This window comes from Tranquillimonas rosea (assembly GCF_900111315.1).
In the GTDB taxonomy this organism is placed as follows: Bacteria; Pseudomonadota; Alphaproteobacteria; order Rhodobacterales; family Rhodobacteraceae; genus Tranquillimonas; species Tranquillimonas rosea.
In genome coordinates, this window is the sequence record NZ_FOGU01000006.1 from 126815 (window position 1) to 140507 (window position 13693).

A 13693-nucleotide genomic window follows, 5' to 3' on the forward strand; every position below is an offset into this window, starting at 1 on the left:
ATGGCCGCGGCCGATCCTTCCCGGTCAGCGCCCCACATCCCGGTCCTGCTGCGGCCTCTCCTGGCGGCGGCGGCACCGGTCGAAGGCGTATGGGTCGACGGCACGTTCGGGGCCGGCGGCTATGCCAAGGGCCTGCTCGACGCCGGCGCGGCGCATGTCGTCGGAATAGACCGCGATCCGACCGTATTCCCCCCCGCGCGCGCGTGGGCCGGCGATTACGGCGAGCGCCTGACGCTGATCGAGGGCACTTTCTCGGAACTCGACCAGCATGCCGGCGGTCCGGTGGACGGAGTCGTGCTCGACCTCGGCGTGTCGTCGATGCAGCTCGACCAGCCCGAGCGCGGTTTCTCGTTCCAGAAGGACGGCCCGCTCGACATGCGGATGGGCGACGAGGGGGCCGATGCCGCGGATCTCGTCAACAGCCTGCCGGACGGGACGCTGGCGGACATCTTGTTCCATTACGGCGAAGAGCGCGCCTCGCGGCGCATCGCGCGGGCCATCGTCGCAGCACGCGCCGACCGGCGCATCGAGACGACCGGGCGGCTGGCCGAGATCGTGGCGGGCTGCCTGCCGCGCCAGAAGCCGGGACAGAGCCATCCCGCGACCCGCTCCTTTCAGGCGCTCCGGATCGCGGTGAACGACGAGTTCGGCCAGCTGGTCGACGGTCTCGAAGCCGCCGAGAGGGCGCTGCGCCCCGGTGGCGTGCTGGCGGTTGTCAGCTTTCACTCGCTTGAGGACCGCGTGGTGAAGCGGTTCTTCCAGGAGCGCACGGACGGCGGCGGGCAGGGGAACCGCTATGCGCCCGTGACCGAAGAGGTCGCCCCCCGGTTCGAGCGGATGGGCAAGGCGGTGGGCGCTGACGAAGAGGAGATGGCCCGGAACCCGCGCGCCCGCTCCGCGATGCTGCGCATGGGCCGCCGCACCGATGCCCCCGCCGGGCCGGTCGACCGCACCCGGCTCGGCCTGCCGAAGTTCGATATACGAGAGGTTTCAGTCCGATGAGATCGTTTCTTTATGTTCTTTCGGCCCTTGCCGTGATGGGGCTCGCGTTCTGGGCCTATCACGAGAACTACAAGACCCAGGCCGCTCTGGCCGAGGTCGAGCGGCTGCAGGACGACATCGCCGAGAACCGCGAAACCTTGTCGATTCTCAAGGCGGAATGGGCCTATCTCAACCGCCCCGACCGGCTGCGGGACCTCGCCGATCTCAACTTCGAGCGCCTCGAATTGATGCCGCTGGCGCCCGAGCAGTTCGGCCGCGTCGAAGAGATCGCCTATCCCGCGCCGCCGGTGCCCGAGGCCCTCGAGCCCATTCCGCTCAGCTTTAAGGAAAGGCAGGAGCCATGATCCGCACGCCTCTGCGTCCGCTCGCCCGCATCCTCGACGCGCGCAACCGGGGCGAGAACCCCGACGCGATCGAGCGCGAGAACCTGCGCCTGCGCCACGAAGAGATGCGCGACAAGGCGCGCAGCCGGGCCGAGGGGCGGCTTCTGGTGCTGGCCGTGTTCTTCTTCTGCGCGTTCTCGGTCGTCGGCGCCCGCATGGGGATACTGGCAGGCACCACGGTCGAAGAACCGCGGGCAAGCACCGCGGGAAACACGATCTTTGCGGGGCGGGCCGACATCGTCGACCGGCGCGGGCGCGTGCTGGCGACGAACCTGTCGACCCATTCGCTCTATGCGCAGCCGCCGCACATGATCGACCCCGAGCGGGCGGCGCACGAGCTGGTCGGCATCTTTCCCGATCTCGACGTCGACCGTCTGATCAAGGACTTCACCGGTAAGCGGAAGTTCCTCTGGATAAAGAAGAACCTCAGCCCCGAACAGATGCAGAAGGTACACGACATCGGCGATCCAGGCCTGCTGTTCGGGCCGCGCGAGATGCGTCTCTATCCCAACGGCCGGCTCGCCTCTCACGTTCTGGGCGGCGCGAGCTACGGCGTAGAGGGCGTGAGCTCGGCCGAGGTCATCGGTGTCGCCGGCGTCGAGAAGGCGTTCGACACCTGGTTGCGCGACCCCGCGCGGGACGGCCAGCCGCTGCGCCTGTCGCTCGACCTGACCGTGCAGGCGGCGCTGGAGCGTGTGCTCGACGGCGGCATGAAGCTGACGAACGCAAAAGGCGCGGCAGCGGTGCTGATGGATGCAGACACCGGCGAGATCATCTCGCTGGCGAGCCTGCCGGATTTCGACCCCAATGACCGTCCGCGCCCGCTGACCAAGGGCGACCAATCCGACAGCCCGCTGTTCAACCGCGCGGTTCAGGGGCTCTACGAGCTCGGCTCGACCTTCAAGATCTTCGCCGTGTCGCAGGCGATGGAGCTTGGCCTCGTCGAGCCTGACACGATGGTGGATGCCGACGCGCCGATGAAGTGGGGCCGCTACACGATCAAGGAATTTCAGGGCAAGAACTACGGTCCGCTCCTGAGCGTGAGCGACGTGATCGCCAAATCCTCTAATGTGGGCACGGCCAACATCGCGCTGGATATCGGTGGCGAGCGGCAGCAGGACTTCCTCGAATCCCTCGGCTTGTTCGAGCCGACTGCGATCGAACTGGTCGAGGGGCCCACCGGCAAGCCGATCCTGCCCGCCAACTGGAGCGAGATCGTGACGATCACCACCTCCTACGGCCACGGCATGTCGGCAAGCCCGCTGCACCTGGCCACGGCCTATGCTTCGTTGCTCAACGGCGGCACGAAGGTGACGCCGACGCTTCTGGCGAATCCCGACCCCGAGCCTGGCCCGCGTGTCGTGTCGGAGCGCGTGTCGGCGGCGGCCCGCAAGATGCTGCGGCGCGTGGTGACAGACGGCACCGCATCGCTGGGCGAGGTCGAAGGCTATCAGGTGGCCGGCAAGACGGGCACGGCGGACAAGCCCCGCCGGGACGGGCGCGGCTACTATAACGACAAGGTCATCAATACCTTCTCAAGCGTGTTTCCTGCCGACGATCCGCAATACGTGCTGGTCGTGACCCTGGACGAGCCCTCGGACAACACCGGCGAGCAGCCCCGTCGTACCGCCGGCTGGACGGCGGTGCCCGTCGCGGCCGAAGTGATCCGGCGCACCGCGCCGCTGCTCGGGCTCAGGCCGCACGTTGAACCTCCCCTCGCACCTGAGATAACACTCACTGCAAGTAGGTGAGATATCGGGGGCACGACATGGCCGGGGCAGAGCGCGTGAGCACACTTGCCGAACTGGGCCTGACCGCCCAGCAGGGCAGAGAGGCCCGGATCACCGGTCTCGCCGTGGACAGCCGGGCGGTCGAGACCGGCAACCTGTTCGCCGCGCTGCCGGGGACCAAGGTGCACGGCGGCGAGTATATCGGCATCGCCCTGCGCATGGGCGCAGGGGCGATCTTGACCGACCGCGCCGGCGCCGCGCTGGCGGCCGACGTGTTGCGGGGATCGTCCGTGCCGCTGGTGCTGGCCGAGGATCCGCGCCAGACGCTCTCCTTCTCGGCGGCGCTGTGGTTTCGAGCCCAGCCCGAGACGACGGTCGCGGTGACGGGCACCAACGGCAAGACATCCGTCGCGACCTTCACCCGGCAGATCTGGAGTGCCTTGGGCTATGACGCCGTCAACCTCGGGACCACCGGGGTCGAGGGGGCGTGGCAGTCGCCGATGGCCCATACCACGCCCGAGCCGATCACCCTGCACCGGCTGCTGTCGGAGGCGGCGCATGCCGGGATCACCCACGCCGCGATGGAGGCGTCTTCGCACGGGCTGGAACAGCGGCGCCTGGACGGCGTGACGCTGCGGGCCGCGGCGTTCACCAATTTCAGCCAGGACCACCTGGATTATCACGCCGATTTCGACGCCTATTTCAACGCCAAGGCCGGGCTCTTCGCCCGCGTCCTGCCCGAGGACGGCACGGCGGTGATAAACCTCGACGATCCCAAGGGGCCGGCGATGGCCGAGGTCGCGCAGCGGCGGGGGCAGGATCTTCTGACCGTGGGCCGTAGCGAGGACGCCGCGCTGCGCATCCTCGGACAGCGCTTCGATGCGACGGGGCAGGATCTGCGGTTTTCCCTGGGCGGCGTGACGCAGCAGACGCGGCTAGGCCTGATCGGCGGTTTCCAGGCCGAGAACGTGATGCTGTCGGCCGGCCTCGCCATCGCCGCGGGGGCGGAACCGGCCCGTGTCTTCGATACCCTGTCCGAGCTCGACACCGTGCGCGGGCGGATGCAACTGGCCGCGCGGCGCGAGAACGGCGCGTCGGTCTTTGTCGATTACGCCCACACGCCCGATGCGCTGGCCACCGCGCTGCGTGCCCTCCGCCCGCATGTCATGGGCCGCCTTGTCGTGGTCTACGGCGCGGGCGGCGACCGCGACCGCGGCAAGCGCCCGCTGATGGGCAAGGCCGCCGCCACCGGTGCCGACGTGCGGATCGTGACCGACGACAATCCCCGCACCGAGGAGCCAGAGGACATCCGCAGCGCCATCCTCGCCGCCGATTCCGAGGCGCGCGAGGTCGGCGACCGGGCCGAGGCGATCCTGCGGGGGGTCGACGCGCTCGGCCCCGGTGATGCGCTGCTGATCGCGGGCAAGGGACACGAAACGGGCCAGATCGTGGGCGAGAACGTCTATCCCTTCGATGACGCCGAACAGGCAAGTGTCGCCGTCGCCGCGCTGGACGGCCGCGTCGCATGACCCTGTGGACCGCGGCAGACGCCGCTGCCGCCACCGGCGGGCGGGCGCTGCAGGATTTCGAGGTTGACGGCCTGTCGATAGACACCCGCTCGATCCGGCCGGGCGACATGTTCATCGCACTGACCGCCGCGCGGGACGGCCACGAATTCGTGGCCGACGCGCTGTCCAAGGGCGCCGCGGCGGCCATGGTCTCGCATATCCCCGAAGGTGTATCCGATGACGCGCCGCTCCTTTTGGTGGACGACGTGCTGCCGGCGCTCGAGGATCTCGGCCGCGCCGGCCGGGCGCGCACCGGCGCGAAGGTGGTCGCGATCACGGGGTCGGTGGGCAAGACCTCGACCAAGGAGATGATGCGCACGGTCTTTTCCGCGCAGGGACGGACCCATGCCGCCGAGGCGAGCTTCAACAATCACTGGGGCGTGCCGCTGACCCTCGCGCGGATGCCGCAGGACACCGAGTTCGCCATCGTCGAGATCGGCATGAACCATCCCGGCGAAATCGGTCCGCTGGCACGGATGGCCCGCCCGGACGCGGCGATGATCACCACGGTGGGCGCCGCGCACCTCGCGGCGTTCGACGATCTGGCTGCCATCGCGCGCGAGAAGGCCTCGATCTTCGAGGGGCTGGAACCCGGGGGGCTCGCGGTGATCAACGGAGATCTGGAGACGACGCCGATCCTACTGGACGCCGCGCGGGACGCCGGGGCGCAGATCGTGACTTTCGGCACGGGGGCACGCAACCACCACCGGTTGACCGACGTGACCCTGTCGCGCGACAGCACGGTGGCGCGGGCGCGAGGATGGCGGACGCCGCTGCTGCTGAAGGTCGGCGCCGCGGGCCGTCACTTTGCGATGAACGCGCTCGGCGTGCTGGCGCTGGTTCACCGCATCGGGGCCGACAGGGCGCGGGCGCTGTGCGCGCTTGCCGCCTGGGGCGCGCCCGAGGGGCGGGGCCAGCGCGAGAAGATCGTGATGGATCTCGTCGAAGAACAATTGTCGTTCGAGCTGATCGACGACGCCTTCAATGCGAACCCCACTTCGATGGCGGCCGCGCTCGAGGTGCTGTCGGCGTCCGAGCCCGTCCACGGTCTTGGCCGTGTCGAGGCGGGGCGGCGGATCGCCGTTCTCGGCGACATGCTGGAACTCGGTGACAGCGAGGAGGAGCTGCACGCCGCGCTGGCCGGGCTCGACGCGATGCAGGGGCTCGACCGGGTCCATTGCGTCGGACCGCGGATGCGGGCGCTTCACGCGGCCCTGCCCGAAGAGCGTCGCGGTCGCTGGGCCGAGACCGCGAGCGAGCTTGCCAAGAATGCGTCGGGGCTGGTCGATGCGGGCGACATCGTGCTGGTGAAGGGGTCCAAGGGCAGCCGGGTGAGCCTCGTCGTTGACGCCCTGCGGAAATTGGGCCATCGGCAGCCGACCGAAACCGAAGGGGACGCGTGATGCTCTATTGGCTGACGGAATTCTCCGATGGAGGCGGGGCGTTCAACCTGTTCCGCTACATCACCTTCCGGGCCGGCGCAGCGTTCTTCACGGCGCTCGTCTTCGGGTTTCTCTTCGGCCCGCCGCTTATCAACCTGTTGCGAAAGCGGCAGAAATACGGCCAGCCGATCCGCGCCGACGGCCCCGAGACGCACCTGGCGACGAAGGCGGGCACGCCGACGATGGGCGGCGTCCTGATCCTGGGCGCGGTTCTCGTGTCGACGCTGCTGTGGGCGCGGCTCGACAATCCGTATGTCTGGCTGGTGCTGGTGGTGACGACCGGGTTCGGCGCCATCGGCTTTGCCGACGATTATGCCAAGATCACCAAGAACAACAACGGCGGCCTGTCCGGCAAGAGCCGGCTGGCCATCGGGTTCACGATCGCGGCCGTGGCGTCGCTCTGGGCCAGCTGGTTCCACCCCGCCGAGCTGAGTCTCCAGCTGGCGCTGCCGTTCTTCAAGAACACGCTCATCAACCTGTCGTGGTTCTTCATTCCCTTCGCGATGGTCGTCATCGTCGGGGCGGCCAACGCCGTGAACCTCACCGACGGTCTGGACGGGCTGGCGATCATGCCGGTGATGATCGCGGCCGGCACCCTGGGCGTCATCGCCTATGCCGTGGGCCGCGTCGACTTCACCGACTATCTCGAGGTCCACTACGTCCCCGGCACGGGCGAGATCCTGATCTTCACCGCAGGGCTGATCGGCGGGGGGCTTGGCTTCCTGTGGTACAACGCGCCGCCCGCGGCGGTGTTCATGGGCGACACCGGCTCGCTCGCGCTTGGCGGCGCGCTCGGGGCGATCGCGGTGGCGACCAAGCACGAGATGGTGCTGGCCATCGTCGGCGGCCTGTTCGTGGTCGAGGCGCTGAGCGTCATCGTGCAGGTGCTGTACTTCAAGCGGACGGGCAAGCGCGTCTTCCTGATGGCGCCGATCCACCACCACTTTGAGAAGAAGGGCTGGGCCGAGCCGCAGATCGTCATCCGGTTCTGGATCATCGCGCTGATTCTCGCGCTGATCGGCCTTGCCACGCTGAAGGTGCGCTGATGGCGGCGCCGCATTCGGGAGGCCGCGCATGATCCCCGTATTGGGCTTTGCCGGCAGGCGCGTGGTCGTCCTCGGGCTTGGCCGGTCTGGCCTGTCCGCGGCGCGCGGGCTGTCCGCGGGCGGGGCCGAGCCGCTGTGCTGGGACGACCGTCCCGAGGCGCGCGAGGCCGCGGCGGAGCAGGGGCTGACCCTGCACGACCTGTCCCGGCGCGAGGCCTGGGAGGGCGTCGCCAGCCTGATCGTCAGCCCCGGCATCCCGCATCTCTATCCCAGGCCGAACCGCTGGGTCGCGGACGCGATGGAGGCGGGCGTGCCGCTCGACAACGACATCGGCCTGTTCTTCCGCTCGCTCGCCGCCGACGGGTTCCACCGGTTCGAGAGCCCGCCGCGGGTGATCGCGGTGACCGGGTCCAACGGCAAGTCCACGACCTCGGCCCTGATCCACCATCTGCTGACCGAGTCCGGGCGCGAGAGCCAGCTGGCCGGGAATATCGGCCGGGGCGTGCTGGACATCGATCCGCCGGGCGACGGCGGGATCGTGGTGCTGGAATTGTCATCGTACCAGACCGACCTGGCGCGGTCGCTGACGCCGGACGTGGCGGTGTTCACAAACCTCACGCCGGACCATCTGGACCGCCACGGCGGGCAGGGGGGATATTTCGCCGCCAAGCGCCGGCTCTTCGCCGAGGGCGGGCCGGACCGCGCGGTCGTCGGCGTCGACGAGCCCGAGGGCCGCTTCCTCGCCAACCAGCTGGTCGAGGCGCCCGAGGACGACCGGCTGATCCGCATCTCGGTCGAGCGCAAGCTCTCGGGACCGGGCTGGAGCGTTGCGGCGCGCAAGGGCTTTCTGTCCGAGTGGCGCAAGAACCGGCAGATCGCCTCGATCGACCTGCGCGAGATGAAGGGCCTGCCGGGCGCCCACAACCACCAGAACGCCTGCGCCGCCTATGCCGCCGTCCGCGGCCTCGGCCTGGGCCCGCGCGAGATCGAGCCGGCGCTGAAGACCTTCACCGGCCTGCCGCACCGCTCGCAGCTGGTGGCCGAGATCGGCGGCGTGCGCTTCGTAAACGATTCCAAGGCGACCAATGCCGACAGCGCCGCCAAGGCGCTGGCCGCCTTCACCAATATCCGCTGGATCGCCGGGGGACTGGGCAAGGACGGCGGCATCGGCGCGGCGGCGGAATACCTGGGGCATGTTACCAAGGCCTACCTGATCGGGCACTCGGCGCGCGATTTCGCGTTGCAGATGGACGGGACCGAGCACGAGATCTGCACCGACATGGCGACCGCCGTGGCCCGCGCCGCCGCCGACGCCCAGCCGGGCGACACCGTGCTGCTGGCGCCGGCCGCGGCGAGTTTCGACCAGTACCCGGATTTCGAGCGGCGCGGTGAGGACTTCGCGGCCTGCGTGCGCCGGCTGGCCGGATAGGCCGGCCCGTGGGGGCGCTGCCCCCACACCCCCGGGATATTTCTGGAACCAAAGAGGGGTGTCAGGTGCTCGAGCGGGCGGCGATGGCCTGTCCTGCGGCCCAGCCCGAGGACCAGGCCCACTGGAAGTTGTACCCGCCGAGCCAGCCGGTGACGTCGACGGCCTCGCCGATGGCGTAGAGGCCGGGGACCCGGCGAGCCGCCATCGTCCTGCTGTCGAGGCCGTCTGTGTCGATCCCGCCCAAGGTGACCTCGGCGGTGCGGTAGCCTTCGCTGCCCGTGGGGACGAGGTGCCAGGCGGACAGCGCCTCGGCGATCCCGGCGAGGCGGGCGTCGCTCTGGTCGGCGAGGTTGCCGGTCAGCCCGTGCCGCCGGGCGAGATCGGCCGCGAGGCGCGCGGGCAGGAGATCGGCCAGCGCAGTGTGAAGGGCGCGCTTCCCGCCGGCGCGTTTCATCTCGCGCAGCCGCGCGGAAAGGTCGGTGCCGGGGGCGAGGTCGAGGGTGATGCCGTCGCCGTCGCGCCAGTAACTCGACGCCTGCAGGATCGCGGGGCCGGAGAGGCCGCGATGGGTGAAGAGGAGCGCCTCGTCGAAGGCGGTGCCGCCGGCGGAGACGCGGGCGGGCACCGACAGGCCCGAGAGCTCGGCGAAGCCTGCCTCGGGACCGAAGGTCAGCGGGACGAGGGCAGGGCGGATGTCGGTCAGGGCGAGGCCGAACTGTCGGGCCAGGCGGTAGGCGAGCCCAGTGGCCCCCATCTTGGGGATCGACTTGCCGCCGGTTGCGAGGACGAGGTTGCGGGCGTGGATTTCGACCCGCGCACCTTCGCGCTCGAGGCTCACGCGGAAGCCTTCGGGCGTCGCGTCGACATCGATCACGGACGTGCGGAGCCACAGCGTCGCGCCGGCCGCGTCCATTTCGGCCCGCAGCATCGCGATGACGTCACGGGCGGAGCGGTCGCAGAACAGCTGGCCCAGCGTCTTTTCGTGCCACCCGACCCCGTGGCGGCCGACGAGATCGACGAAATCCCATTGCGTGTAGCGGCTGAGCGCGGATTTGCAGAAATGCGGGTTCGCCGAGATGAAGCAGTCGGGCGCGGCATGCATGTTGGTGAAGTTGCAGCGCCCGCCGCCGGAGATGCGGATCTTCTCGCCCGGCGCCTTGGCGTGGTCGATCACCAGCACGTCAGGCCCGGCATGGGCGGCGCACATCATGCCGGCGGCGCCAGCGCCGAGAATGAGCGTGGTCCAGGTCTGTTTCTCCACCATGGTCCGCTTCGACCATTCCGTCGCGGATTCGGCAAGCTGGCGGGCGCCGGTCGCGACACAAATGCTGGCCAGAGGCGGCTGTGGCCGCTACACTCTCGATCAGACCCGGAAAACGGGCAGTTCGAGGCAGTGTACAGAGCAGGACATCCATGACTGAGATGGTCTATGGCGCCATCCCGGCGCGTAGCGGCGAACCGATTCTGCCGCGCTGGTGGCGTACGATCGACAAGTGGTCGCTGAGCTGTGTCCTGCTGCTGTTTGGCGTGGGTATCCTGCTGGGACTGGCCTCGTCGCCGCCGCTCGCGGCGCGCAACGGGTTCGAGCCATTCCATTACGTCCAGAGACAGGCGGTGTTCGGCGTGGCGGCGCTGATCACGCTGTTCGTCACCACGCTGATGACGCCGCAGCTGGTGCGGCGCCTGGCGGTGCTGGGTTTCATCGGAGCCTTCGCGGCGCTGGCGATGCTGCCTGCCTTTGGGACCGATTTCGGCAAGGGCGCGGTGCGCTGGTACTCGCTTGGCTTCGCCTCGGTGCAGCCGTCGGAATTCCTCAAGCCCGGTTTCGTCGTCGTCGCGGCCTGGATGATGGCGGCCTCGCAGGACTTGAACGGACCGCCGGGGCGGTCCCTGTCGCTGGGGCTGACGCTGGCGATCGTGGGGCTTCTGGCGATGCAGCCGGATTTCGGCCAGGCCTGCCTGGTCCTGTTCTCGTGGGGGGTGATGTACTTCGTCGCCGGGGCGCCGATCACGCTTCTGGTGGTGCTGGCGGTTCTCGTGGCGGGGGCGGGCACCTTCGCCTACAACGCGTCGGAGCACTTCGCGCGGCGGATCGACGGCTTTCTCTCGCCCGATCTCGATCCGACGACGCAGCTGGGCTATGCCACGAACGCGATCCGCGAGGGCGGCTTCCTGGGCGTCGGCGTGGGCGAGGGGCAGGTCAAGCAATGGCTGCCGGATGCGCATACCGACTTCATCATCGCGGTCGCGGCCGAGGAATACGGGTTGATCCTCGTGCTGTGCATCATCGCGCTCTACACTACGATCGTCGTGCGCTCGCTGATCCGGCTGATGCGCGAGCGCGATCCGTTCATCCGCCTGGCGGGCACCGGCCTGGCCTGCACCTTCGGCGTGCAGGCGATGATCAACATGGGCGTTGCGGTGCGGCTGCTGCCCGCGAAGGGCATGACGCTGCCCTTCGTCAGCTATGGCGGGTCGTCGCTGATCGCCGGGGGGATCATGGTCGGCATGCTGCTGGCCTTCACCCGCGCCCGGCCGCAGGGCGAGATCGGTGACATCCTGTTGAGCCGCGGCCGCTGATGGCGGGGCGGAGCCCGTTCATCATCATCGCCGCCGGCGGCACCGGCGGGCACATGTTCCCCGCCCAGGCGCTGGCCGAGGCGCTGCTTGCGCGCGGCTGGCGGGTGGCGCTGATGACCGATCCGCGCGGCGCACGCTATGCCGGGGGCTTCCCCGACGCGGTCGAGCGGCGGACGGTCTCGAGCGCGACCTTTGCACGTGGCGGCCTGCCGGCGAAGTTGGCGGTCGGGCCCCGCATCGGCGGCGGCATCGCGGCGGCGGTCGTCAGCCTGCTGCGGGACCGGCCGGACATCGTCGTGGGGTTCGGCGGGTATCCGACGATCCCGGCGCTGTCGGCGGCCACGATCCTGCGCATCCCGCGGATGATCCATGAACAGAACGGCGTGCTGGGACAGGTGAACCGGCTCTTCGCGCCACGGGTGGACGCGGTCGCCTGCGGCACATGGCCGACGCCGTTGCCCGAGGGCGTCGAGGCCGAGCATACCGGCAACCCGGTGCGCGCCGCGGTGTACGAGCGGGCCGGCGCAGGTTATATTCCGCCGGGCGAGTATCCGATGTCGCTCCTCGTGATCGGCGGCAGCCAGGGCGCGCGGATCCTCAGCGACGTGGTGCCCGGCGCGGTCGAGGCGCTGCCGGAGGCGCTGCGCCGCAATCTCCGCGTCAGCCAGCAGGCACGCCCCGAGGACCTGGACCGCGTGCGCGCCTTCTACGAGGAGCGGGGCATCGATGCCGAGGTCGAGCCGTTCTTTTCGGACATCCCGCGCCGGATGAGCGAGGCGCAACTGGTCATCAGCCGTGCCGGCGCCTCTTCGGTCGCCGACCTGACCGTGATCGGGCGGCCGGCGATCCTCGTGCCCTTCGCGGCGGCGGCGGCCGACCACCAGAACGCCAATGCCCGCGCCCTGACCGAAGGCGGCGCGGCGATCCGAATCCCCGAATCCAAGCTTGACGCGGCAACGTTGTCAGAGCACATCGCAACGGTCCTGACCGACCCCGACGGGGCCGCGCAGATGTCGCGCAACGCGCTCGCGTTGGGGCGTCCGGACGCAACCGACCGCCTTGTCGCGATGGTCGAAACCCTCAGCCGGAAAGAGACGTCATGAACGCCGCCGCCGTCACCAAGCTCCCCACCGAGATGGGCCCGATCCACTTCGTCGGCATCGGCGGGATCGGCATGTCGGGCATCGCCGAGGTTCTTCTCAATCATGGCTACAGCGTGCAGGGATCGGACCTGAAGGGATCGAAGATCACCGAGCGGCTCGAGGAACTGGGCGCGCGGATCTTCGTCGGTCAACGGGCCGAGAATCTGGACACCGCCGAGGTCGTGGTGATCTCGTCCGCCATCAAGCCGGGCAACCCCGAGCTCGACGCCGCCCGCGCCTCGGGGCTGCCTGTGGTGCGCCGCGCCGAGATGCTGGCCGAGCTGATGCGCCTGAAATCGAACATCGCCGTCGGCGGCACGCACGGCAAGACGACCACGACCACGATGGTCGCGACCCTGCTGGACGCCGGCGGGATCGATCCCACTGTAATCAACGGCGGGATCATCCATGCCTATGGCTCGAACGCCCGCGTGGGCGAGGGCGACTGGATGGTGGTCGAGGCCGACGAGAGCGACGGCACCTTCAACCGCCTGCCGGCGACGATCGCCATCGTCACCAACATCGACCCCGAGCACATGGAGCACTGGGGCGACTTCGACCGGCTGCGCGAGGGGTTCTACGACTTCGTCTCGAACATCCCGTTCTACGGGCTGGCCGTCTGCTGCACCGACCATGCCGAGGTGCGCAACCTCGTGGGCAAGGTGACCGACCGCCGGGTCGTGACCTTCGGGTTCAACGCGCAGGCCGACGTTCGGGCGGTGAACCTGACCTACGACAAGGGGATCGCGCAGTTCGACATCGCGCTGCAGGCCGAGGGCGTGCTGATCGAGGGCTGCACCCTGCCGATGCCGGGCGACCACAACGTGTCGAACTGCCTCGCCGCCGTGGCGGTGGCGCGGCATCTGGGCATGAAGGGGTCGGAGATCCGCGAGGCGCTGGCCGGGTTCGGCGGCGTGAACCGTCGCTTCACCCGCGTGGGAGAGGTCGACGGGGTCGCCATCATCGACGATTACGGCCATCATCCGGTCGAGATCGCGGCGGTGCTGAAGGCCGCGCGGCAGGCCACCCAGGGGCGGGTGATCGCGGTGCACCAGCCGCACCGCTATTCGCGCCTTGCCTCGCTGTTCGACGATTTCTGCGGCTGCTTCAACGAGGCCGACGTCGTCGCCATCGCGGATGTCTATTCCGCCGGAGAGGACCCGATCCCCGGCGCCAGCCGGGACGAGCTCGTCTCGGGCCTGATCCGGCACGGTCACCGCCACGCGCGGGCGATCAACTCCGAGGACGACCTCGAGCGGCTGGTGCGCGAGCAGGCGGTGCCGGGCGACATGGTGGTCTGTCTCGGCGCGGGGACCATCAGCGCCTGGGCGAACAATCTGCCGGGACGGCTTCAGCGCAAGGCCTCGTGAG

General features: G+C 69.4%; 11 protein-coding genes. 10 read left to right on the top strand and 1 reads right to left on the bottom strand.

The features are described 5' to 3' along the window. The 7 genes from rsmH to murD are packed head-to-tail and all read left to right on the top strand — an operon-like array spanning position 1 to position 8600. On the top strand, positions 1-1002 hold the full coding sequence (gene rsmH / locus BMZ25_RS11570; RefSeq protein WP_092693736.1) for a 16S rRNA (cytosine(1402)-N(4))-methyltransferase RsmH: 1002 nt from the start codon (positions 1-3) through the stop codon (positions 1000-1002). Further along, positions 999-1346, top strand: coding sequence for a cell division protein FtsL (ftsL, locus tag BMZ25_RS11575; protein ID WP_092693738.1), 348 nt, complete (start codon positions 999-1001; stop codon positions 1344-1346). The genes rsmH and ftsL overlap by 4 nt, the downstream gene beginning before the upstream one ends. Beyond that, on the top strand, positions 1343-3136 hold the full coding sequence (locus BMZ25_RS11580; RefSeq protein WP_092693740.1) for a peptidoglycan D,D-transpeptidase FtsI family protein: 1794 nt from the start codon (positions 1343-1345) through the stop codon (positions 3134-3136). Before ftsL ends, BMZ25_RS11580 begins: the two co-directional genes overlap by 4 nt. Positions 3137-3153: 17 nt before the next feature. Continuing rightward, positions 3154-4644 carry a UDP-N-acetylmuramoyl-L-alanyl-D-glutamate--2,6-diaminopimelate ligase gene (locus tag BMZ25_RS11585; RefSeq protein WP_092693742.1) on the top strand — a complete coding sequence of 497 codons (1491 nt, stop codon included), beginning with the start codon at positions 3154-3156 and terminating at the stop codon, positions 4642-4644. Continuing rightward, positions 4641-6086, top strand: a complete 1446-nt coding sequence (locus BMZ25_RS11590) for a UDP-N-acetylmuramoyl-tripeptide--D-alanyl-D-alanine ligase (protein ID WP_092693744.1) — start codon at positions 4641-4643, stop codon at positions 6084-6086. The genes BMZ25_RS11585 and BMZ25_RS11590 overlap by 4 nt, the downstream gene beginning before the upstream one ends. Beyond that, positions 6086-7171 (top strand): phospho-N-acetylmuramoyl-pentapeptide-transferase, encoded by a 1086-nt coding sequence (mraY, locus tag BMZ25_RS11595; protein ID WP_092693746.1) that lies wholly within the window; start codon positions 6086-6088, stop codon positions 7169-7171. The genes BMZ25_RS11590 and mraY overlap by 1 nt, the downstream gene beginning before the upstream one ends. Positions 7172-7199: 28 nt before the next feature. Continuing rightward, positions 7200-8600 carry a UDP-N-acetylmuramoyl-L-alanine--D-glutamate ligase gene (gene murD / locus BMZ25_RS11600; protein WP_092693748.1) on the top strand — a complete coding sequence of 467 codons (1401 nt, stop codon included), beginning with the start codon at positions 7200-7202 and terminating at the stop codon, positions 8598-8600. Between the two features lie 61 nt (positions 8601-8661). Here murD and BMZ25_RS11605 read toward each other — a convergent pair whose 3' ends face one another. Continuing rightward, positions 8662-9864, bottom strand: a complete 1203-nt coding sequence (locus BMZ25_RS11605) for a BaiN/RdsA family NAD(P)/FAD-dependent oxidoreductase (protein ID WP_092693750.1) — start codon at positions 9862-9864, stop codon at positions 8662-8664. Between the two features lie 149 nt (positions 9865-10013). On the opposite strand from BMZ25_RS11605, the gene BMZ25_RS11610 reads away from it, so the two are divergent. The 3 genes from BMZ25_RS11610 to murC are packed head-to-tail and all read left to right on the top strand — an operon-like array spanning position 10014 to position 13692. After that, a complete protein-coding gene (locus BMZ25_RS11610; RefSeq protein ID WP_092693752.1) occupies positions 10014-11180 on the top strand; it encodes a peptidoglycan glycosyltransferase FtsW in 1167 nt (388 codons plus the stop codon). After that, positions 11180-12283 carry a UDP-N-acetylglucosamine--N-acetylmuramyl-(pentapeptide) pyrophosphoryl-undecaprenol N-acetylglucosamine transferase gene (locus BMZ25_RS11615; protein WP_092693754.1) on the top strand — a complete coding sequence of 368 codons (1104 nt, stop codon included), beginning with the start codon at positions 11180-11182 and terminating at the stop codon, positions 12281-12283. The genes BMZ25_RS11610 and BMZ25_RS11615 overlap by 1 nt, the downstream gene beginning before the upstream one ends. Beyond that, positions 12280-13692, top strand: coding sequence for a UDP-N-acetylmuramate--L-alanine ligase (gene murC / locus BMZ25_RS11620; RefSeq protein ID WP_092693756.1), 1413 nt, complete (start codon positions 12280-12282; stop codon positions 13690-13692). Before BMZ25_RS11615 ends, murC begins: the two co-directional genes overlap by 4 nt. The last annotated feature ends 1 nt before the right edge of the window (position 13693 follow it).

Excerpts from the sequence above, each read along its gene's own strand:
- BMZ25_RS11590 (WP_092693744.1), top strand. The coding sequence starts at position 4,641 with ATGACCCTGTGGACCGCGGCAGACGCCGCTGCCGCCACCGGCGGGCGG.
- BMZ25_RS11610 (WP_092693752.1), top strand. The coding sequence starts at position 10,014 with ATGACTGAGATGGTCTATGGCGCCATCCCGGCGCGTAGCGGCGAACCG.
- murC (WP_092693756.1), top strand. The coding sequence starts at position 12,280 with ATGAACGCCGCCGCCGTCACCAAGCTCCCCACCGAGATGGGCCCGATC.
- BMZ25_RS11605 (WP_092693750.1), bottom strand. The coding sequence starts at position 9,864 with ATGGTGGAGAAACAGACCTGGACCACGCTCATTCTCGGCGCTGGCGCC.
- ftsL (WP_092693738.1), top strand. The coding sequence starts at position 999 with ATGAGATCGTTTCTTTATGTTCTTTCGGCCCTTGCCGTGATGGGGCTC.
- murD (WP_092693748.1), top strand. The coding sequence starts at position 7,200 with ATGATCCCCGTATTGGGCTTTGCCGGCAGGCGCGTGGTCGTCCTCGGG.
- mraY (WP_092693746.1), top strand. The coding sequence starts at position 6,086 with ATGCTCTATTGGCTGACGGAATTCTCCGATGGAGGCGGGGCGTTCAAC.
- BMZ25_RS11615 (WP_092693754.1), top strand. The coding sequence starts at position 11,180 with ATGGCGGGGCGGAGCCCGTTCATCATCATCGCCGCCGGCGGCACCGGC.
- BMZ25_RS11585 (WP_092693742.1), top strand. The coding sequence starts at position 3,154 with ATGGCCGGGGCAGAGCGCGTGAGCACACTTGCCGAACTGGGCCTGACC.
- BMZ25_RS11580 (WP_092693740.1), top strand. The coding sequence starts at position 1,343 with ATGATCCGCACGCCTCTGCGTCCGCTCGCCCGCATCCTCGACGCGCGC.
- rsmH (WP_092693736.1), top strand. The coding sequence starts at position 1 with ATGGCCGCGGCCGATCCTTCCCGGTCAGCGCCCCACATCCCGGTCCTG.